A 20,510-nucleotide genomic window follows, 5' to 3' on the forward strand; every position below is an offset into this window, starting at 1 on the left:
TAACCTGTCGTAAATACTGGAAACAACGTGAAAGGTTTTCCCTGTAGCGTCGACCATTTCTGCAATCCCCAATCATAAACAAAGGTCGTTTGCTCGTTATTGCCTCTCTTTAAGGACCAGTAAATCCGGTTATCAATGGGATCTATAACCCCTTGCATCTCATCAAGAGCAAACTTATCAAAGGTTTTAAAAACTGTTCTATCAACTTTCTCAAAGCCTATCGGCAAAAGTTGACCATCCAAACTCATCTGATAAAAACCACCATCACTCGCAAAAAAAGCATCACTCCCTCGACATGCTATAGAGGACGCACTACGGGCTCCGCGCTTGTCTTGTATCTTTTGAAACGTAAACACAATCTTAGAACCCGCAACAAAGGTTCCTGCATAAATAGCAGAACGCATAAAAATGAGGGGATTAGTCGATTCCGTAGACCCTTGAACATATTCTCCATCTGGAAAATCTTGAAAATCGCAATCTTTCTGCTTAACTGTCCAATGGGTTGCATCTTCCAAACCTGACCAATGAATGCGATTGGGGTGATCTGTCAATTGCATCAAACAAACAAAAGGTCCCCAAACCTTCACCAAGCCTGCTTTCGGGGGATTGCCTCCTAAATCTTCAAATCGTTCAGAACTATGGGTATTAAAAACTTGTGGTTTATCATTTTTATTCACCGCAATAATTCTTTGACCAAACAAAGCGAACGACCATTGATTATCTTCATGCGCATGATAAGTCACACCACTTTGACTTATGTCCTTCCACCCCTTCGTTTGACTATCATAACTGTAAAGCTTTTGCTTGCCTCCTACGATTATCTTAACACCATTGCCACTTCTAAACGCTATGCACCCCAAAGGCTTTTCTTCCAAAGCATGAGACACAACCATTGCACTAGGCATCGGAATGTAACAGCCATCAGCCGGTAAAACATTCACAAGCGTATCCGTAAAGCTACCGTTGACGACCGAAACATCTGGTCTGTAATCGGCTACTGGAAAATAAACCATCTTAAAAATCCGTTGGTATTATTCTGGTCACGTTATGACGTTGAGACGTCTCTGCACGCAATTCATGCAACTGTTCGTTAAAGTCATTGTACGCTGCCGTTGCACAATCGGGTTCTTTAAGGATATTCTTGTAAAGTTCGTATTTTGCACGCGCCTTAATCAAATCAAACGCGTGCACAAACCATGGATGCTCCTCATCAACACTCTCTATCTCTACAAGGCATTGATTTATAATGATAATCTATCGTTATTCATATTGAATGAGAGTCCCGAATAACCTAAGATTGTCTCATTTTAAATCAGTTTATATTGCTTCAATCAAAACCACTCATTTGCACATAACAAGTGGGATGAATGTGTGGATCAAATTTATATAAGAAAGGAGTAAAAAATGGCTCTTATGAACCGTCTTAATGCAAGATCTGTCGCAACATTGGGGGCTGGCAAATATAATGATGGTGCTGGCTTGTTACTTCATAAGCGTAAAGATGGAGGTGCTCAATGGATTTTACGGTATACCCTTCACGGACGTCGTCGTGAAATGGGCTTGGGAGCGTTGCGAGATGTCTCTTTAAAACAAGCCCGTGAATTGGCAACTGGGTGGCGTTCGGTTTTACGTGAGGGGCGTGACCCCATTAAAGAACGCAATAAACAAAAGCGTGAGGCAATAAGCAATCTTCATTATTTAAAAGACATTGCCGTAGATGCTTTTGAAAGTCGGAAAGCTGAATTAAAAGATGATGGTAAGGCTTGTGATTGGTTTTCACCTTTACGTCTTTATATTCTCCCTAAATTAGGCTGTCTACCCGTTTCAGAGATTACTCAAACAGAGATACGCAATACTCTTGCCCCTATTTGGCATACAAAAGCTGCAACAGCAGAGAAAGCATTGATACGTCTTAATCTTTGTCTTAAACATGCGGCTGCATTAGGTTTGAATGTTGATTTACAAGCAACAGAAAAAGCACGCGCGCTCTTAGGCAAACAACGCCATAAAACGCAAAATTTTCCAGCTATGGATTGGAGAAAGGTTCCGGCTTTTTATAAAACACTTTGCGAAACAACAACAATGACACAACTGGCTTTACGTTTGCTTATTCTGACAGGCGTTCGTACTTTTCCTTTATGTCATATCCATAAAGATCAAGTTGAGGATGATATATGGACTATCCCTGCTGAAAATATGAAAGGAAAGCGTGATACAACAAAAGAGTTTCGTGTACCCCTATCATCTGAAGCATTAGACATTTTAAAACAAGCGCGCCTTTTATCACGCAATGATTTCTTCTTTTCTGCAACAGGTCGCGGTCCCCTCGCGCATAGGTGTATGGCTCAATATATGAAACGTATTGGACTTGAAGCCTGCCCGCATGGCTTTCGCTCTAGTTTACGCAATTGGCTCGCTGAAACAACCGATGCCCCCTATGAGGTCGCTGAAACCATTTTAAGTCATACGGTAGGCGGTAAAGTAGAGCGTGCCTATCGTCGTACTGATTATTTAGAACAGCGCCGTGTCTATATGGATAAATGGGCGGCTTATGTCACCGGTCAATCTTAAGATATGGGGTGCATAACCCCATGATCTGTGGATAACTTTCTCTCTCTTCTCTCTCATTCGCTCTCAATAAGACTCATAAATCATCACATAAGAAATTGTATGATAAAATACTGTTTTTTATAGACTAAATACCTTTTCAATGATTCAAAAATATGGTTAATAAATGCTTATGATTTGTTTCCATTTTTGAGAATGAAAGGATTTTAGAATGACAGAAAATGATATTCTTTTAACTGACCGTGAAAGTGCAAAATTGCTTCATATGAGTGTCTCAACTTTCCGACGTCATGTTACCAATGGATCTTTACCAAAACCTTTAAAATTTGGTTTTTTATCGCGTTGGTTACAATCGGATCTTCTCAATGTTATTGAGCAAGCAAAACAGCAACGTCAAAATGACGCGGCATAAAAAAAACCTTGTCACGTAAGGACGGACAAGGTTTTCTCAAACTTAACACCCTCAAGATAGCAAAATCCGTCCTGTGACGCAACATTACAGGACAAGAAATGATGTATTCTTTTAAGAATGCGCAGGGTATTACGCGTGCCTTGCGTGGAGTTTGGCATGGGCATTATGGACTTGCCCATTGCCCTGCTCATGATGATAGGCTGCCTAGCTTATCCATTAAAAATGGAAATGATGGGCGTTTATTGCTCTATTGTTATGCTGGTTGCTCTTTTAGAAAGATCATACAAGCGCTCACAAGAATTGGCTTGCTGGGTCATAAAGCTTATGATCATACGCTTTCTTTCTCAAAACAGTTTTGTGCTGATCTCAAAAGAGCAAAACAGAAAGCAGAGAGAGCAAAAGCAATTTGGCAACAAAGTCAACCAATCAAAAATACTTTAGCTGAGACCTATTTATGCGCGCGGGGGATTACATGTGAATTGCCGTCTGATCTACGCTTTCATGACAAATGTCCGCACCCATCTGGGATGACACTACCCGCGTTGGTTGCTCTTGTTAAGGGAGCTGGTTCCTTTGCAATTCATAGAACCTTTTTAAAAGACAATGGCTGCAAAACGAATTTGTCACCAGCAAAAGCTATGTTGGGATCTGTAACGGGAGGTGCTGTGCATTTAAGTCAAGGCAATGATCGGCATCTTGTTGTTTGTGAGGGCATTGAAACTGGTCTGGCTCTGCTGTCTGGTTTGTTATCAGAGCCCGTTAATTTATGGGCGTCTCTTTCAACCCATGGCATGATGCGTTTGAATTTATCTCCTACAAAAGCACGTCTCACCATTGCAATGGATGGCGATGATGCGGGTCGTAAAGCAGGTTTTAACCTAGCAAAGCGTGCTTATAACCAAGGCTTTGAGGTCTTTATGATGCAAGCCCCCTACGGTCTAGATTTCAATGATTTTTTAATTATGAAAGGTATAAATAAATGAGAGAAAATAAAAACAATATTGTAGATACCAACAATCAAAATGTTTCATTCAATGATAACGATAATGTTTCTTTAAACGATAATACTTGTTTAGAAGCCATTCCTTATAAACAAGCATTGCAACAAAATGGTTGGGGGGAAATAAAGCCTATCACGGCTGCTCTTTTACCCGTCAAGCCTTTTGACCCATTACAACTCCCCATGCCATTCATGGATTATGTTTATGACGTTTCAGAGCGTCAACAAGCTCCTATGGATTTTATTGCTGTCTCTGCTTTATGTGCTTTAGCTGCTGTCATTGGTAATGGCGTGCGGATTGCTCCAAAACAATATGCCAATTGGAAAATTGTTCCTAATCTCTGGGGTGCCATTGTTGGTGAATCCTCGAATAGAAAACACCTGCCTATCATCACTGTGCTACGTTACAATCTCTTACAGAAAACATATTATTTTTTCTAAATGTGGATTTAAAGATATTAAAGCGTTCGAAACGAACCAGCATGACATATGAAAATAAAGATGAATAATATAGGAGAAGAAACAAAGAGAAACAGGGCGTTTTATAAAAGGCAAGTCAATTGTAAAGAGTAAAAAAACTTGCAAATGCTAAGTTTTTGAAATTATGCTATTTTGAGCAAAAGTAAATTTTTTTAAATCAATGGCTGTGTATTGGCACCCTTTGAGCCTGATTTCTCTATACTTACCATTGTGTTGTGACGAATAAACATCTGAAAAAAACGAAAATAACTTTTTATGGTGAACAAAGCTCGACCATCCCGCTTCCTATGCCCTAGTTTTGAGAATACTCGCTAAAAAACACGGTACTTCAAAAGGCTTCTATGAGCCTTAACTTGCATAGAAAACAGCTATTTGTGGTTTGCTAATCTATAAGTCATACTAGTCCTCCAGCGAGATTTTGAAGAAAGCTGTCTTTCTCATAAGCAATAAAAACTATTCAACGTTTGTAGCAGAGCGCAGCCAGTTCAAACTTAATTGGGAACTGCAAAGGTTAATATTTTATAAAAAAGAGCTTAATGACATAGACTAACCGTTCTAAGATTTCTCTTTATTTCTTTAATTATCGCTTAGTTTTCGTTTACAGAGTCCAACCAGCGCAAAGAAAAGCACTGCTGCTGCCATAAAGGGCAACAAATTTGGCTGGAAACCAGAAGCTAAGAGCAAACCGCCAGCAAAGGCACCACAGGCACTGCCCATATAATTAGCCGAACTATTTAATCCTAACACAGCGCTAGCATGGTTAGGTTGTGCTTCTACAAGTACTTGTTGTTGTGGTGCTAAAGAAGACCACCCCATCATCCCCCATAAAAAGAACGGAATGAATACAAGCTGCCCTAAAAGCGAAGCAAAACCCAAGCTCATAAGCGAAAGGAGTAAAAGCAGAAGAATAAAGAAAAGAATAAGAGAGTTTTTTTGAATTTTATCCAATAAAATTCCTACCCCAAAACTGCCCAATACACCGCCAAGTCCCCATACCCATAAAGCGGGCATTATATTTGTCATAGCATCGCCTACAGCCATGATAGATGTAATATAGGTATAAGTTCCTAAACTTGCCACTGCAGTAAGAAAAGTAATCAAAACAGTAAGCGCCACTTTTTTATCGACTAAAACTGCAAAACGTGCGCGCAGCGATGGCGGTGGCACCAAAGTAATCATCGGCAAATAACGTGCCAAACCAAGCAAAGCAATTGCACTCACAACAACGACAAGCCAGAAAACATAATGCCAACTATAAAGTTCGCTCAACCACAAACCTAAAGGAACGCCAAGAACGGTACCACAACTCATGCCCCCAAGTGTAAATCCTAAAGCACGGCCCTTTTGATTTTCTCCAACAAGGCTGACAGCTGCCGACATTGCCATAGGAGAAAATAAGCCTGCACCAATGCCAGCAAATAAACGGGAAACAAAAAAATACATGAAATTAGGTGCTAAACTGCTCACTATATTCGCAACTAAGAAAAAACATAAAGAAGAAAACAGGATCTTTTTAATCGATTTTCCAGCTAGCAAAGTCGTAAAAAGAGGCGCAGAAATTGCATAGAAAAATGTAAAAACTGTAACGGCTTGGCCAGCCTGCCCTTGCGAAATCTGAAAGGTCTTGCTGATCTGAGGTATAATTCCTGCCACGACATAGGCATCTAATCCCAAAGCCAACATACCCAATCCTAAAAAGATAAGCTTATACATGTTTAGCCCAACTGCTCTAAATTTGCATTAACGGCAATGAATTTCTGGGGATCTCCTATTAATAGAGATGGAGACATATGCGTCTGAGTTTCAGCATTTATCAGATTCAACATCTTTTGTAACTCGATAGATTCTTCAAGACTTGTAAAATTCACAGCTGGTTCCTGCCCATGCAGTAAAAAATTTAAAACATCCTCAACCTGTCTAGTTAGCTTAACAATAGTATGCAATTTACTATTTTCGATATCTACTTTGGTACAATGTTCTACCAACGGGGAGTTATCTTGCCCTTTATGCCAAATTTTTAAATAATCCTGATCCCAATTCGGTGTGTCAAAAACCATATGAGCGAATATGAGCTCTTCATTTTTATTGACAAATGTAAAATCTACTGTTCTTTGCCTTACGATATTGACAAAACTACTATAACCTGTACATGTAGCGTGACAAACATTCCCCACTAAAAAGACACTATCGAGCAATGACTTGCTATTAACAGCAAAATCTGATGTAATGCCTGCTGCAGTAGAAACCAAAATTTTCTTACGCAAAATCCATTGTATAAGATCTAAAGGATGAATAATTTCGCTTCCAATCCCAGTAGTTGGCCGCGGATCATATAAGCGGTCTTTTCCCCAATAAAAATTTACTCTCAAAGGCTTAAGCTTCTCAGTTTTAACAAAATTTCTTAACAAGGTGGAACATTCTGAATACCGTTCAACCATATCTAAGCAGAAACCTGCTGTTTTTTTTAAGCTTAGCTGTACTGTATCTAGGTCATCTTGGTGGGCCACTAAAGGTTTTTCACAAATGACAAATCCTCTATAATTATTTAATTTTTTAATAATTTCATAATGATGTCCATCAGTTACCGACAGGACTATAACATTAGGATTAAATTCATTCAGGGCTTGTTCTAAAGATGCATAATAAGGCAAATCAATGCATCGCCCTCCACGAGAATGATAAGCTAATTTTATATCGTCAAGCCCAACCACTCTTGCATTTTGAAAAGCTCTCAGATATCGATTCCCTGCATAACCTAATCCAATGATCAAAGCACGCATACAAATCTCCTAATCAATTTGTTTATAAAACAATGTTTCGCCAGTTTCCTGCCAGCCAGCTTTCTTATAAAAAGAAATGGCATTATTAGTGCTTTGCAAGAAAACTTTAGTGACTCTATTATTACGAAACCAATTAAGCTGGAAAGCAATCAACTTATCTCCAACGCCTTTCCTCCGCCATGTCGGTTCTACCACTACTGATTGAATCCAGCCTGTCAATCCATTTAAAGAACCTGTAGAGGGAGCTCTCTCATCAATGAGACCGGTACTACAACCGATTAGATCATCTTGATTATAGGCTCCAAATACAATTTTTTTAGAAAAAGAATTCGCAAACAAAACTTGCAACCACATTCTATAACTGTTTTTCCACGCCGTAGAATCCTCAGTGTTCGAAGAAGCATAATTACTAAAACCATCATCAAGCAGAAACGCTCTTAAATTAATCAACTTCTCTATATCTAATGAGGATGCCGGTTTAATATAAAACGTACTACACATTTGCTGCGCTCTCTTTGGCACATTGCGGTTCCATAAAGGGAATATCCAAATCTTCAAACACCTTCGTTAAGGCACTAACCAAATGTAAAATATCATCTACTGTATGGTTGGGTGTAACATTTACTCTAAATCTTTCAGTCCCCTGTGGCACTGATGGCGAATTTATGGGTTGAAGATAAATATTATACTTGCTATATAAGAGTTCAGCTGCCAGCATACATTTTTCTGTAGAGCCCACAATAATAGGTAAAATGTGGAGACAGGCAGTTTCTAGAACACGTATCTGAGCTGCTCTTAATTTATCTCGTAAAATTGTTGTTTTTTCCTTTAATTTGATGCGTTCTGTATTTGATCGTTTCAAATATTCTATACTAGCTAAACAGCCAGCAGCTACCACAGGGGGCATTGATGTAGTAAAAATAAAGCCAGAAGCAAATGATCTTACAGCGTCTATTACTGCGCGACTGCTTGCTATGTAACCGCCTACCACACCGACAGCCTTAGCTAAAGTGCCTTGAATAATATCAATGTGAGAATCTACCCCTAGCTCTGCTGAAATCCCTGCACCACGGGGGCCATACATGCCAATTGCATGAACTTCATCCAAAAAAGTAAAACAATTATGTTTTTTTGCTAAAGCTACAATTTCCCTAATAGGAGCAACATCACCGCCCATTGAATATACAGATTCAAAGACGATCAGCTTAGGTTGCTCTATTGGATAACGGGCCAATTCTTCTGCAAGATGATTTACATCATTATGTCTAAAGATAACTTTTGATACTCCAGAAGCCTTGATGCCATTTATTAAAGAAGCATGATTCTGTGCATCTGAAAAAACTACACAATCACTAAATAAGCGCAGAAGACATTGTAAAGTCGCATCATTAGAACTATATCCCGTGGGAAAGACAAGAGCGCTCGCTTTTCCATGCCAGTCCGCCAAACTCTCTTCGAGGGCAAAAAGTAAATCATAGGTCCCACCAATGTTACGCGATCCACCAGCACCTGCCCCATATTTATCAAGAGCCTCACGCATCTTCATTAGAACTTCAGGGTTTTGTGCCTGCCCTAAATAATCATTACTACACCACACCGTAACTGTTTTATGTAAATTTTCCCCAGTACAGGCTAAAGGATAGGATACAGGCTAAAGGATAGGAACCTCGTATCCTATTTATATTATAAAACTTTCTATAATTTCCTTCCAATTTTAGCAAATTGACTTTATTAAGTAACAAAGAATTATACATGCTAATTTATCCCCCATGAAATTTAAGCTAACCCGCATGATACTTCATGCGTATCATTAAAATAAAACGATGTAAATAAGAAAAAGAGATTTAGGGTCAGGATCTACTTAATTTTCTAGATTCTCATTTTTGCTGATTTGTCGTCTATTGGTTTACAGAAGATTAGCCAATGGCTAATTTATTTTTATTGAGGCGGATCAGACGGTGCAGCTATCGCCTTATTTTCCCTTGTCGCACAGCATTGCACGCATTTTCGATCCTGGTTTCTCTGTACTTAGCTATTGTGTTGTAACGAATAAACATCTGAAAACAAATGAAAATACTTTTTAGGTACAACAGATCTCGATAATCCGTCCCCCATACCCTAGCGTTAAGAACACTAGCTAACAAAAGAGTAAGGTACTTTAAAAAAAGCAGTCATACACCTTTGCGGCTTTACATTCTCCCTAAATTAGGCTGTTTACCCGTTTCTGAGATTACCCAAACAGAGATACGCAACACGCTTGCCCCCATTTGGCATACAAAAGCTGCAACAGCAGAGAAAGCACTCATACGTCTTAATCTTTGTCTCAAACATGCGGCTGCATTAGGATTGAATGTTGATTTACAAGCAACAGAAAAAGCACGCGCTCTTTTAGGTAAACAACGCCATAAAGCAAAAAACTTTCCGGCTATGAATTGGAAGGAGGTACCTGCCTTTTATCAGTCACTCTGCCAAACAACAACCATAACACAACTGGCTTTACGTTTGCTTATCCTTACAGGGGTTCGTACCAATCCTTTGCGTCATATTCGTGAAGATCAAATTGAAGGTGATATCTGGACCATACCTGCTGAGAATATGAAAGGTAGACGTGATGCTACAACAGAATTTCGCGTGCCTTTATCAGCAGAAGCATTAGAAGTGATTAAAGAAGCACGTCCTTTGTCTCGCAATGGTTTCCTTTTTTCTGCTAAAGGTCGCGGTCCCCTCGCGCATAGGTGTATGGCTCAATATATGAAACGTATTGGACTTGAAGCCTGCCCGCATGGCTTTCGCTCTAGTTTACGCAATTGGCTCGCTGAAACAACCGATGCCCCCTATGAGGTCGCTGAAACCATTTTAAGTCATACGGTAGGCGGTAAAGTAGAGCGTGCCTATCGTCGTACTGATTATTTAGAACAGCGCCGTGTCTATATGGATAAATGGGCGGCTTATGTCACCGGTCAATCTTAAGATATGGGGTGCATAACCCCATGATCTGTGGATAACTTTCTCTCTCTTCTCTCTCATTCGCTCTCAATTAGACTCATAATTTATCACATGAGAATTTATATGATAAAATATTGTTTTCTATAAATAAAATACCTTCAAAAATAAACCAAAATGTGCTTAATAAATAGGTATGATTTGGTTCTATTTTTTATTATGAAAGGATTTTAGAATGACAGAAAATGATCTTCTTTTAACAGACCGTGAAAGTGCAAAATTGCTTCATATGAGTGTCTCAACATTCCGCCGTCATGTGACCAATGGCTCTCTCCCAAAACCTTTAAAATTTGGTTTTTTATCCCGTTGGTTACAATCGGATCTCTTGAATGTAATCGAACAAGCGAAACAGCAACGTCAAAGTGACGTGGCATAAAAAAACCTTGTCACGTAAGGACGGACAAGGCTTTCTCAAACTCATCAATCTAAGGATAGCACAATCCGTCCTGTGACGCAACGTTATAGGATTAAAAATGATGTGTTCTTTTAAGAATGCGCAAGGTATCACACGTGCCTTGCGTGGTACTTGGCATGGGCGTTATGGAACAGCCCGTTGCCCTGCTCATGATGATAGGCTGCCTAGTTTATCTATTTCTAATGGAAATGATGGGCGTTTATTGCTCTATTGTTATGCTGGCTGCTCTTTTAGAGAGATCATACAAGCGCTTATTAGAATTGGCTTGCTTGGAAAACAAGCTTATGCTCACACGCTCTCTTTCTCAAAACAGTTTTGTGCTGATCTCAAACGAGTAAAACAGAAAGCAGAGAGAGCAAAAGCAATTTGGCAACAAAGCCAACCAATCAAAAATACTTTAGCAGAAACCTATTTACGCATGCGGGGGATCACATGTGATTTGCCTGCTGATTTACGTTTTCATAGCAAATGTCCACACCCCTCTGGAGTTACACTCCCCGCGTTGGTTGCTCTTGTTAAGGGGGCTGGCTCCTTTGCCATTCATAGAACCTTTTTACAAGCCAATGGCTGCAAAACAGATCAGAAACCAGCAAAAGCTATGTTGGGATCTGTCACGGGTGGTGGGGTGCAATTAAGTCAAGCCAATCCAAAACATCTGGTCATTTGTGAGGGCATTGAAACCGGTCTGGCTCTACTGTCTGGGTTGTTAACAGAGCCCGTTAATTTATGGGCGTCCCTTTCAACCCATGGCATGAGGCATGTGAATTTACCTCCTACAAAAGCCCGTCTGACAATTGCAATGGATGGCGATGATGCGGGGCGTAAAGCAGGTTTTACCCTCGCTGCACGTGCCTATAGACAAGGCTTTGAGGTTTTTATGATGCAAGCCCCCTACGGTCTAGATTTCAATGATGTTTTGATACGAAAAGGTATAAATAAATGAGAGAGAATAAAAACAATATTGTAGATACCAACAATCAAAATGTTTCATGCAATGATAACGATAATGGCTCTTTAAACGATAATATTTGTTTAGAAGCCATTCCTTATAAGCAAGCATTGCAACAAAACGGTTGGGGGGAATTAAAACCACTTGAATATACTCTCTTACCCGTCGAGTCTTTTCATGCTGCGCAAATGCCTTTAACTTTAAGTCGCTATGTTTATGACGTTGCTGACCGTCAACAAGCGCCTCTTGATTTTGTGGCTGTCGCTGCTTTATGTGGCTTGGCTGCTCTCATTGGCAATGGTGTGCGGATTGCTCCAAAACAACATGATGATTGGAAGATTGTCCCTAATCTCTGGGGCGCTCTTATTGGTCAACCTTCAACCATGAAAACACCTACCATGCAAGCCGCTTTAACTCCTATCACTTGCCTTCAAAAGAAATGGTATAAAGACTGGCTAAAGCAGAAAGAGAGACAAGAAATTGAAGAGATACTTGAAACTTTAGACAAGTCTGAAAAGAAAAAACAAGCCCATAAAGCAATAAAAAAAGGAGATCTTGAAACAGCCCATGCTCTTTTGTCTGAAACCCTCTCTAAAGACAATGCGCGTGATGAGGATGTCTCTCGTTTTATTGTCAATGATGTGACCGTTGAAAAGCTTGGGGAACTTTTAAAAGAAAACCCCCGTGGTCTCTTGATGGTGCGTGATGAATTATCCGGTTTCTTAACAGATATGGAACGGAAGGAATATCAAACAGACCGTTCCTTTTATTTGGAAGCTTTTAATGGAGATGGTCAATTTACTTATGACCGGATTGGGCGTGGAACCATTTTTATTCCCAATGCAACCGTCTCTATTATAGGGGGCATTCAACCCTCTCGCATTCTGCCCTTTATACGCAATGTTTTATATGGCAAAGGCAATGATGGTTTCTTACAACGCTTTCAAATGCTTGTCTTTCCCGATGAGACAAAAGATTGGAAATGGGTTGATAGACCGCCCAATCAAGAGGCATGGGAAACTTATGAAGGGGCATTTCGTTCTCTTTATGATAACCCCCTTGGTTCACCAGAACACCCTCTTGTGATGCGCTTTTCTGCTGAAGCTCAAGAGGTCTTTCGTGAATGGATGCAAAAGATTTTTAAAGAAGCCAAAGAGAATAACCTTTCTGAAAGCTTACAAGCGCATCTTTTGAAAATGCCTAAAACCATAGTAAGTCTTGCATTGATTTTTGAATTAACCGAAGGGGGGCGTTTTGAAATCAATAAAGATGCTCTTCAAACAGCCTTGCGATGGGAAAAATATTTGTTAAGTCATGTCAAAAGGCTCTATGCGGCGGCGGATAGCTTAGCAACAGAGGGGGCAAAATTAATTGTCGAGCGTTGTGATTGTTTACCCGATGTTTTTACTTTACGTGATATTCATCAAAGAAGTTGGATCGGTTTAACAGATAATAGAGCCGTTAAGCAAGCTTTAGAGCTCTTATGTCGCTCCAATCATATTCGTCAAATAGCAAGCGAAAATAGCTCACAAGGCGGTCGACCTACCATACGCTATGAATGGCATCCTTTCATCAAAAACAACAGCATCAAACAATGAAGCCATTGTAATCTTTTGTTATCCTTAAAACCTTCAAAGATCTTATCGTACCAACAAAGGGTTTACAAAGTATCTTTGAGGGTTTTTGTTTTATCATTTTTTAAAGAAGAAACATAAAGAGTCCTTTTAACCTTGTGTCAAAGATATCCAAAACACAACCTCTATAGGTTTTGATGGGGTTTTGAGTTTTGAGGGTTGCTGCTATTATGTAAAAAAATGATAAAAAATAAAAACATTATATTTCAATGTGTTAAGATTTTACAGATCTTAAAAAACAACTCATATTGATAACACAACCTATAAATTCAACTAATAATATACGTTTTGAGGGGGTTTTGACGGTTTTTACACCTTCAAAACCTATAAGCAAAATTCGTAATAAAACTTATCAAAATACTCATTCTGATATTTTTATGTACATAGTTCATTTGTCTTGATGAATACGTGAAACGAACAGCAAATTTCACTATTTTGCTGATCTGATCTCTCTCATGGGCTGTGGATAAACAACCTTTAAAAACCCTTTTTGAAAAAAAGAGCGGCTTTTTTTAGCATTTTTCTACATTTTTTCTCAATTCATTCAAAATGGATTTAATAAGCTTCATTTTGATTCTTTTGAAAGAGAATCGATCTGTAGAATATATTGTCATGGAGTCTGTTCTTTATGTCTCACCCTCTTTATTCTGATAATAAACACGTTTCTTTACGCTCTCTCTTACAAGCCTATCGTGATCAAGCGATATCAGAGCAAGATAAGCAAGCCGCTTTTGAAAAGTTTGTCATTGCTTATTTGACGCAAGACCCTCTACAATGCCAAGAATACGAAAAGGTTCAAACTTATAGAGAGGTCGCTGACGAAAAGGGATGGAAAGGAAGCGATACAGACACCGATATTGATTTGGTAGCTAAAATTCGTGATCAAGACGATTACGTTGCTATTCGCTGTCAATTTTATGAGACCAATCATCAGATTACCCAAGATGATATTGAAAGCTTTATCGCCATTTCTGGTAAAAAGAGATTTAAATACCGTCTTCTCATTGATAGCACCGAAAAAGACTTAAGCGAAAATGCCAATACCATGATTGAAGGGCAAGCGGTTCCGGTTTATCGGATTAATTTGTTTGATATGGAAAATAGTCAAATCGATTGGGGTATTTTTGATAAGACAGGCAACATTGTTCTTTATGAGCAAACGAAGAAAAAGCTTTTAGATCATCAGAAAGAAGCGCTCAAAGCGGTTTGTGAAGGTTTAAAAGAAGCAGACCGTGGCAAGCTCATTATGGCATGTGGAACGGGCAAGACTTTCACCAGTTTGAAGATAGCAGAACAGATAGCAGGTCAAGGCAAGCATGTATTGTTTTTGGTCCCTTCTCTTGCCTTGATGTCACAAAGCATTCGTGAATGGACCGCCGATGCACAAGTGCCCTTGCGTTGCTTTGCCGTGTGTTCCGATAAGCAAATCGGCAAGCGTCGTAAAAACCAAGAAGATGATGGGGAAATATCGGCATCGGATTTAGCCCTCCCTGCTACCACAGATGCCTCTAGGCTTGTAGAGAAAGTAGGAAACTCTTCTCCCCATGCGATGAGTGTTATTTTTGCAACCTATCAATCAATACAAGTCATTGTTGATGGGCAAAAGGATCATGGTTTAGCAGCCTTTGATCTGATTATTTGTGATGAGGCGCATAGAACAACGGGGGCATCATTAGGAACTGACGACAATGAATCTGATTTTATCAAGGTTCATGATAACAGTCTTATTCGAGGCAAGAAACGTCTATACATGACAGCAACGCCTCGTATCTTTAGTAACCATGCCAAAAGGCGTGCTGATGAGGTTGATGCTGTTTTAGCCTCTATGGATAATGAAGCCATTTATGGAAAAGCACTTTATACTTATAGCTTCACTGATGCGGTCAAGAATGAACTGTTAACCCCTTATAAGATTATTGTTTTGGGGGTTGATGAGGGGAAAATCAGTAAAACCATGGAGATGCCTACCACAAGTAAAGATTATGAACTTACTTTAGATTATAGAACAAAAATTGTTGGCTGTTATCAAGCTTTAACCAAACTGGATCTAAAAGCTGATCTTGGAGATGATACGAGCCCCATGCGGCGGGCCTTGGCTTTTTGTAAAGATATCAAGACCTCTAAAAATATCCGTGATACCTTCCAAGGAAAAGGGGTTAAGCGGATTTTCAATAGACTTTATCAAAACCACCCCGATACACCCCGTCTGATCTGTGAAGTTGATCATATTGATGGGAAGGATGGCGCCAAGGAACGGTCAAGAAAACTGGATTGGTTGGAAGAAAATGTGGGGGAAAATCATTGCCGTGTGCTTACCAATGTACGCTGTTTGTCTGAAGGTGTCGATGTGCCTACCTTGGATGCGGTGATGTTTTTACACCCGCGTAAAAGCCAAGTGGATGTGATACAGGCGGTAGGACGTGTGATGCGGCGCGCTCCAGGCAAGAAAAGAGGCTATATCATTTTACCCGTTGGAGTGCCGGCTGGAATTGACCCCGAAAAAGCTTTAAAGAACAATCCAAAATACAGTGTTGTTTGGCAAGTTCTCGATGCCCTGCTTTCTCATGATGAGAATTTTAGTAAAACGCTTAATCAGATGAATTTAGGACAAGATGTAAGCCCTATTTTAGAGATTATAACGGTTTCTCAAAATATGGATTTAGAGAATGTCACCACGGTTGTTGACGATATCCCGCTTCCTGCAAGAGCAGAGCATGCAAGCGCAAGCAATGTCTCTCCAATTCGTAAATCGCTTTCCATGCATAATGGACAAACAAGCTTCAATTTTGTGGCGGCATTCCCTCGCGCCCTTAAAACGGTTCTGATTAAAAGATCAACCCTTTCTGATTATTGGGGCATATGGGCGAACAATGTTGCTGAGATTGCTCAAAACCATATCAATCATCTTAAAGATATTCTTTCTGATGAGAAAGGCAAAGCGCGGTGTGCTTTTGATGCGTTTCATAAGGAATTAAAGAGCAATTTAAACGACAGTATTACGCAAGAGGAAGCCCTTGAGATGTTAGGACAACATCTTGTGACGCGTCCCGTGTTTGAAGCTTTGTTTGAGGGCAATGAATTTGTCCAGAACAATAGCATCTCACAAGCGATGGAAAGAATTTTAGCTGAGTTGGATAAAACCGATATCAAGCAAGAGTCTTTAGAACTCCAAGGGTTTTATAATAGTGTAAAATTCCGCGCCTCTGGGATAACCGAACCCCAAGCAAGACAGAATCTTATTATCAAACTTTACGAGGATTTCTTTTCCAAGGCATTTAAAAAGACAACAGATAGGCTTGGGATTGTTTATACGCCCGTTGAGGTTGTTGATTTTATCATTCATTCTGTTGATGATGTGTTGCGTAATGAGTTTGGAAAAAGCTTGGGGTCACGGGGTGTTTCTATTCTCGACCCTTTCACTGGAACGGGGACCTTTATTACACGGCTTTTACAATCCAAGCTCATCAAACCAGAGGATATGGAATATAAATTCCGTCATGATATTCATGCCAACGAGATTGTCTTACTTGCCTATTACATAGCAGCGATTAACATTGAATCGACCTATCATAGTATCATGAAAGGAGAGTATATTCCTTTTAAACATATTGGTTTGACCGATACATTTCGCATGCTTGAAGAGAAAAGCCTTCTGCAAAAATTATTCAAAGAAAACAGTGAATATCTGGAACATCAAAAGAAACTGGATATTAAAGTTATCTTTGGCAACCCGCCTTATTCAGTAGGACAAAAGAATGAAAACGATAATGCAAAAAATACTCCTTATCCTATACTAGATAATCGTATTCGTGAAACTTATGCTGTTCAATCTAGAGCAAATAATATTAATAGACTTTATGATAGTTATATTCGTGCCATTCGCTGGGCGAGTGACCGTATTGATAATGCTGGAGTAATCGGTTTTGTTTCTGGTTCTGGTTACATAGACAAGCCAACAATGGACAGCTTACGAAAATCTTTAGCCAAAGAATTTACGAGTATTTATGTACTTAATTTACGAGGTGATATCCGTAAAAATATGATGAATAAAAATAACGCTCAAGAAGGTGAGAATATTTTCGGCAATGGTAGTATGACGGGTATTGCCGTGACCTTGTTTATTAAAAATCCCAATGTTTCTGGAGAATGTAAAATTTACTATCATGACATTGGTAATAATCTTTCCACCGAAAAAAAACTTGAGAGGCTTCAATACTTTGGTAGTGTTGGTGGTATTACACGTGAAGACGGTTGGCAAATAATTACACCAGACAAGTACGGTGATTGGATCAATCAACGTAATGACAGTTTTAAGACATTCCTAGCTCTAGGTGTTAAAAAAGGGCATGTTAAAAAGCTATTTGAAACTTATTCTCGCGGTATTTTGACATGCCGTGATATTTGGACATACAATTCAAGTCGTGAATGCTTAGCGAAAAACATGAATAACATGATCACGTTCTATAATAGCGAAGTACAACGTTTTAATAATGCTTATGGGCATGTTGATAGCAGGATACGTAAAAATGCTGTAGACAATTTTGTTAACGTTGATGCTAAAAAAATCAGTTGGAGTAGTAGTCTAAAAGAAGAGTTTGTAAGAGGAAAAATTTCCGAATTTGAAAGTAATTGTTCAGTTCAAAGTCTTTATCGTCCCTTTACAAAGCAATGGCTCTATTACAATCGTATTTTTAATGAAAGAACTTACCAGATGCCTCGTATATTTCCGATGGGGCAAGTAGTCGAAAATAAGGTAATACAAATTACAGGTATAGGAGTAAATGGTTTTTCTACCCTAATGATAAAAGATTTACCTGATGTTAATGCTATGGCTGCTAGCCAATGCTTTCCAAGATATTTTTATGAAGAGACTACAATTTCAAAGAATAAAAACAAAAAACAATCCCATTTATTTACAGACTTTACAGAAGCAAACACAACAGCTGGTTTACAGAAGCGTGATGCCATTACTGATGAAGGTCTAGCACATTTTAAAGCAGCTTATCCTAATGAAACCATAACAAAAGATGATCTATTCTATTATGTTTACGGTCTTTTGCATTCGGAAGATTATCGCTCTCGTTATGCTGATAACCTTTCTAAAGAATTGCCTCGTATCCCTTGCGTTAAAAGTGCTGATGATTTTTGGAAATTTGTAACAGCAGGACGTGAACTGGGTCACTTGCACGTGAATTATGAAGATGTAGAGCCTTATCCCGTGACCTTTAAAAAGGGTAATCCAAAACAGACAGAAATCTCTAATCCCGAAAAATTCTATTATGTGACTGAAATGAAGTTCGCAAAAATTAAGGATAGTAAGGAAAAGGATAAATCAACGGTTATTTATAATAGCAATATTACCATAACAGATATCCCTCTTGAAGCTTATGAGTATATCGTCAATGGCAAGCCCGCTCTTGAATGGGTTATGGGGCGTCAATGCGTTAAGACTGATAAAAAGAGTGGTATTGTCAATGATGCCAATCGTTATGCTGTTGAGACCATTGGCAACCCTGCCTACCCTCTAGAATTATTTCAAAGGGTTATTACCGTAAGTTTAGAAACCATGAAAATCGTAAAAAACTTACCAAATTTGGTATTAAGAGAAACTGAATAACTTATAAAGCATGCTCACATAATGGGTATGATAAACGCATAAGGGGTATAGAGCTTATAACCATAATCTATACCTCTTTTGTTAAGTTGATTAGATACAATCCTAATATGCGTTATTCTAAAAATAAGGCTTTGTACTTTTAAATACTCTTATTTGGATTGCTTTAAGACTTTTAAGAAACCCACTCTTAAATAGAATTAGATTTTTTTACATTGCCTTTAAGAGATTATACCGTAATCTAAAATGAGTGCTTTATTGTTATCAAAAGCTTTGTTTAAAGAGAGTTATGTATATTCATTTTGCTTATAGGTTTTGAAGGTGTAAAAACCGTCAAAACCCCCTCAAAACGTATATTATTAGTTGAATTTATAGGTTATATTATCAATATGAGTTGTTTTTTTTAGGTCTATAAAATATTAACCTATTGAAATATAATGTTTTTACTTTTTATCGTTTTTTTACATAATAGCAGCAACCCTCAAAACTCAAAATCCCTTCAAAACTCATAACCTAATGATCTTGATAGCATTTCTTATGGGGTACAAGCTATCTTTTGAAAGGCTTTAAAAGATCACATGCTTTTTATAAAGCACGTTGTAATCATTCTCTAAATCATAAGGTTATCATTCAAAAGAACTGATAAAATTCATAAAAAGGATTTTGATAACGTAATCAGTTGCTTTTCATAAGACACGTTTTAATGACTCACTAAAATGATCACTTTTGTCAGTTCAATTTACTGACACATAACTGACAAATATATATTATTAATTGTATTTAAGGTTGTATTTTCGATATGGGTTGTATTTTAAAATGTTAACATATTGAAATATAATAACTTTTATTTTCACTCATTTGAAAAAATAATTATAGGGTCTAAAAGGAACTGACAAAACTGACACAACTGACAAAAGCCTATTAAAAGGGATTTTGCTAATTTCTATAATTATCAATCTCTCTTTAGATGTTTTCATAACAGTCTATAAATTACAATTATCCTACTTATCGTTTCTCTTATGAAAATGAAAAATGATGCCATGGCTATAAAGCATATAACAGCTATAGAGAATACGTGAAAAAGCAGGTTTTCATAATCACATGCAAATGAACGCGTTGGTTATAAAAGCGCGGTGCCTATTAAGATAGTTCAAATGATAAATGCGTTATAAACAAAATTCACAAAAAAATTAAAATTCATTTAGTAAAAAAACTGATAGGTTATAAAGGTAAAAATACGCATTATGAGAGCGTTTCTAAATATTATAAATGTATAGATTCAAAAAACAACGCAATCGTTTCTAAAGCCCATAATATAGCTTTAAAAGCACATAAATATATAAAGAGGCAATTCATAAGCATAAGATATTATCAATACATAACGAATTTTAAAAATACGAAAAATATCAAAAAAGATAAAATATTATTTGACAATAAATACGTATTTTGTTATATAAATAATCAAGTGATCAAAACACTTACAGTTAGCGAAAAGGTTACGAAACAACCTTTCCAAAGTCTTTAAAAAACTGACTATCTTTTATGCTGTGATTAGCATATATGATGATTTTGTCGGGTGTAGTTACGCTATACAATACCTTATAGGGAAAGCGTAGCAACGGACTAACTGCCGTGTTTTGAACGCCCGGCGCCCT

The 20,510-nt window shown here is 38.2% G+C and carries 12 protein-coding genes and 3 pseudogenes; 9 read left to right on the top strand and 6 right to left on the bottom strand.

Going from position 1 to position 20,510, the window contains the following annotated elements; all coding sequences use genetic code 11:
• Nucleotides 1-1,013 (bottom strand): hypothetical protein (locus tag ACFIN0_RS07930; RefSeq protein WP_375702271.1); only part of this gene is annotated, 1,013 nt, incomplete at its 3' end.
• A gap of 1 nt (nucleotide 1,014) precedes the next feature.
• Nucleotides 1,015-1,233 (bottom strand): annotated as a pseudogene (locus ACFIN0_RS07935) (hypothetical protein); the annotation flags it as partial.
• 171 nt (nucleotides 1,234-1,404) lie between these two features.
• On the opposite strand from ACFIN0_RS07935, the gene ACFIN0_RS07940 reads away from it, so the two are divergent.
• From ACFIN0_RS07940 to ACFIN0_RS07955, 4 genes and pseudogenes are all read left to right on the top strand, one after another.
• Nucleotides 1,405-2,571, top strand: coding sequence for a tyrosine-type recombinase/integrase (locus tag ACFIN0_RS07940; protein WP_375702272.1), 1,167 nt, complete (start codon nucleotides 1,405-1,407; stop codon nucleotides 2,569-2,571).
• Between the two features lie 208 nt (nucleotides 2,572-2,779).
• Nucleotides 2,780-2,980 (top strand): AlpA family transcriptional regulator, encoded by a 201-nt coding sequence (locus ACFIN0_RS07945; protein ID WP_007346825.1) that lies wholly within the window; start codon nucleotides 2,780-2,782, stop codon nucleotides 2,978-2,980.
• 98 nt (nucleotides 2,981-3,078) lie between these two features.
• Entirely contained in the window at nucleotides 3,079-3,963 is an 885-nt protein-coding gene (locus ACFIN0_RS07950; RefSeq protein ID WP_375702273.1) for a toprim domain-containing protein, read from the top strand.
• Nucleotides 3,960-4,358: pseudogene (locus ACFIN0_RS07955) on the top strand (DUF3987 domain-containing protein); the annotation flags it as partial. The gene ACFIN0_RS07950 and the pseudogene ACFIN0_RS07955, both read left to right, overlap by 4 nt.
• A gap of 678 nt (nucleotides 4,359-5,036) precedes the next feature.
• Here ACFIN0_RS07955 and ACFIN0_RS07960 read toward each other — a convergent pair.
• From ACFIN0_RS07960 to hemA, 4 genes are read right to left on the bottom strand one after another with little or no spacing between them, the layout of a single operon-like run.
• Complete coding sequence (locus tag ACFIN0_RS07960) at nucleotides 5,037-6,173, bottom strand: MFS transporter (protein ID WP_375702274.1); 1,137 nt, start codon at nucleotides 6,171-6,173, stop codon at nucleotides 5,037-5,039.
• 2 nt (nucleotides 6,174-6,175) lie between these two features.
• Complete coding sequence (locus ACFIN0_RS07965) at nucleotides 6,176-7,240, bottom strand: Gfo/Idh/MocA family oxidoreductase (RefSeq protein ID WP_375610927.1); 1,065 nt, start codon at nucleotides 7,238-7,240, stop codon at nucleotides 6,176-6,178.
• 9 nt (nucleotides 7,241-7,249) lie between these two features.
• Nucleotides 7,250-7,741: a GNAT family N-acetyltransferase gene (locus ACFIN0_RS07970; RefSeq protein ID WP_375610926.1), complete on the bottom strand. Its 492-nt coding sequence runs from the start codon at nucleotides 7,739-7,741 to the stop codon at nucleotides 7,250-7,252.
• Complete coding sequence (gene hemA, locus ACFIN0_RS07975) at nucleotides 7,734-8,837, bottom strand: 5-aminolevulinate synthase (protein ID WP_375702275.1); 1,104 nt, start codon at nucleotides 8,835-8,837, stop codon at nucleotides 7,734-7,736. The genes ACFIN0_RS07970 and hemA overlap by 8 nt, the downstream gene beginning before the upstream one ends.
• Nucleotides 8,838-9,418: 581 nt before the next feature.
• Between hemA and ACFIN0_RS07980 the strand changes: the two are divergent.
• From ACFIN0_RS07980 to ACFIN0_RS08000, 5 genes and pseudogenes are all read left to right on the top strand, one after another.
• Nucleotides 9,419-10,210, top strand: a pseudogene (locus ACFIN0_RS07980) (tyrosine-type recombinase/integrase); the annotation flags it as partial.
• Nucleotides 10,211-10,418: 208 nt separating this feature from the next.
• The gene (locus ACFIN0_RS07985) at nucleotides 10,419-10,619 is read left to right on the top strand and encodes a helix-turn-helix transcriptional regulator (protein WP_375610923.1); all 201 of its coding nucleotides are present in this window, start codon (nucleotides 10,419-10,421) and stop codon (nucleotides 10,617-10,619) included.
• A 97-nt stretch (nucleotides 10,620-10,716) separates the two neighbouring features.
• Complete coding sequence (locus ACFIN0_RS07990) at nucleotides 10,717-11,601, top strand: toprim domain-containing protein (RefSeq protein ID WP_375702276.1); 885 nt, start codon at nucleotides 10,717-10,719, stop codon at nucleotides 11,599-11,601.
• Nucleotides 11,598-13,205: a YfjI family protein gene (locus ACFIN0_RS07995; protein ID WP_375702277.1), complete on the top strand. Its 1,608-nt coding sequence runs from the start codon at nucleotides 11,598-11,600 to the stop codon at nucleotides 13,203-13,205. The genes ACFIN0_RS07990 and ACFIN0_RS07995 overlap by 4 nt, the downstream gene beginning before the upstream one ends.
• Nucleotides 13,206-13,869: 664 nt before the next feature.
• Complete coding sequence (locus ACFIN0_RS08000; protein WP_375702278.1) at nucleotides 13,870-18,858, top strand: DEAD/DEAH box helicase; 4,989 nt, start codon at nucleotides 13,870-13,872, stop codon at nucleotides 18,856-18,858.
• Nucleotides 18,859-20,510: the final 1,652 nt, after the last annotated feature.

Origin of the sequence: Bartonella sp. AA89HNZF, from assembly GCF_042196905.1 — a bacterium.
In the GTDB taxonomy this organism is placed as follows: domain Bacteria; phylum Pseudomonadota; class Alphaproteobacteria; order Rhizobiales; family Rhizobiaceae; genus Bartonella.

What these genes read in the sequence shown, in the direction of transcription:
- ACFIN0_RS07940 (WP_375702272.1), top strand. Translation starts at nt 1,405, where the DNA reads ATGGCTCTTATGAACCGTCTTAATGCAAGATCTGTCGCAACATTGGGG.
- ACFIN0_RS07945 (WP_007346825.1), top strand. Translation starts at nt 2,780, where the DNA reads ATGACAGAAAATGATATTCTTTTAACTGACCGTGAAAGTGCAAAATTG.
- ACFIN0_RS07950 (WP_375702273.1), top strand. Translation starts at nt 3,079, where the DNA reads ATGATGTATTCTTTTAAGAATGCGCAGGGTATTACGCGTGCCTTGCGT.
- ACFIN0_RS07960 (WP_375702274.1), bottom strand. Translation starts at nt 6,173, where the DNA reads ATGTATAAGCTTATCTTTTTAGGATTGGGTATGTTGGCTTTGGGATTA.
- ACFIN0_RS07965 (WP_375610927.1), bottom strand. Translation starts at nt 7,240, where the DNA reads ATGCGTGCTTTGATCATTGGATTAGGTTATGCAGGGAATCGATATCTG.
- ACFIN0_RS07970 (WP_375610926.1), bottom strand. Translation starts at nt 7,741, where the DNA reads ATGTGTAGTACGTTTTATATTAAACCGGCATCCTCATTAGATATAGAG.
- ACFIN0_RS07985 (WP_375610923.1), top strand. Translation starts at nt 10,419, where the DNA reads ATGACAGAAAATGATCTTCTTTTAACAGACCGTGAAAGTGCAAAATTG.
- ACFIN0_RS07990 (WP_375702276.1), top strand. Translation starts at nt 10,717, where the DNA reads ATGATGTGTTCTTTTAAGAATGCGCAAGGTATCACACGTGCCTTGCGT.
- ACFIN0_RS07995 (WP_375702277.1), top strand. Translation starts at nt 11,598, where the DNA reads ATGAGAGAGAATAAAAACAATATTGTAGATACCAACAATCAAAATGTT.
- ACFIN0_RS08000 (WP_375702278.1), top strand. Translation starts at nt 13,870, where the DNA reads ATGTCTCACCCTCTTTATTCTGATAATAAACACGTTTCTTTACGCTCT.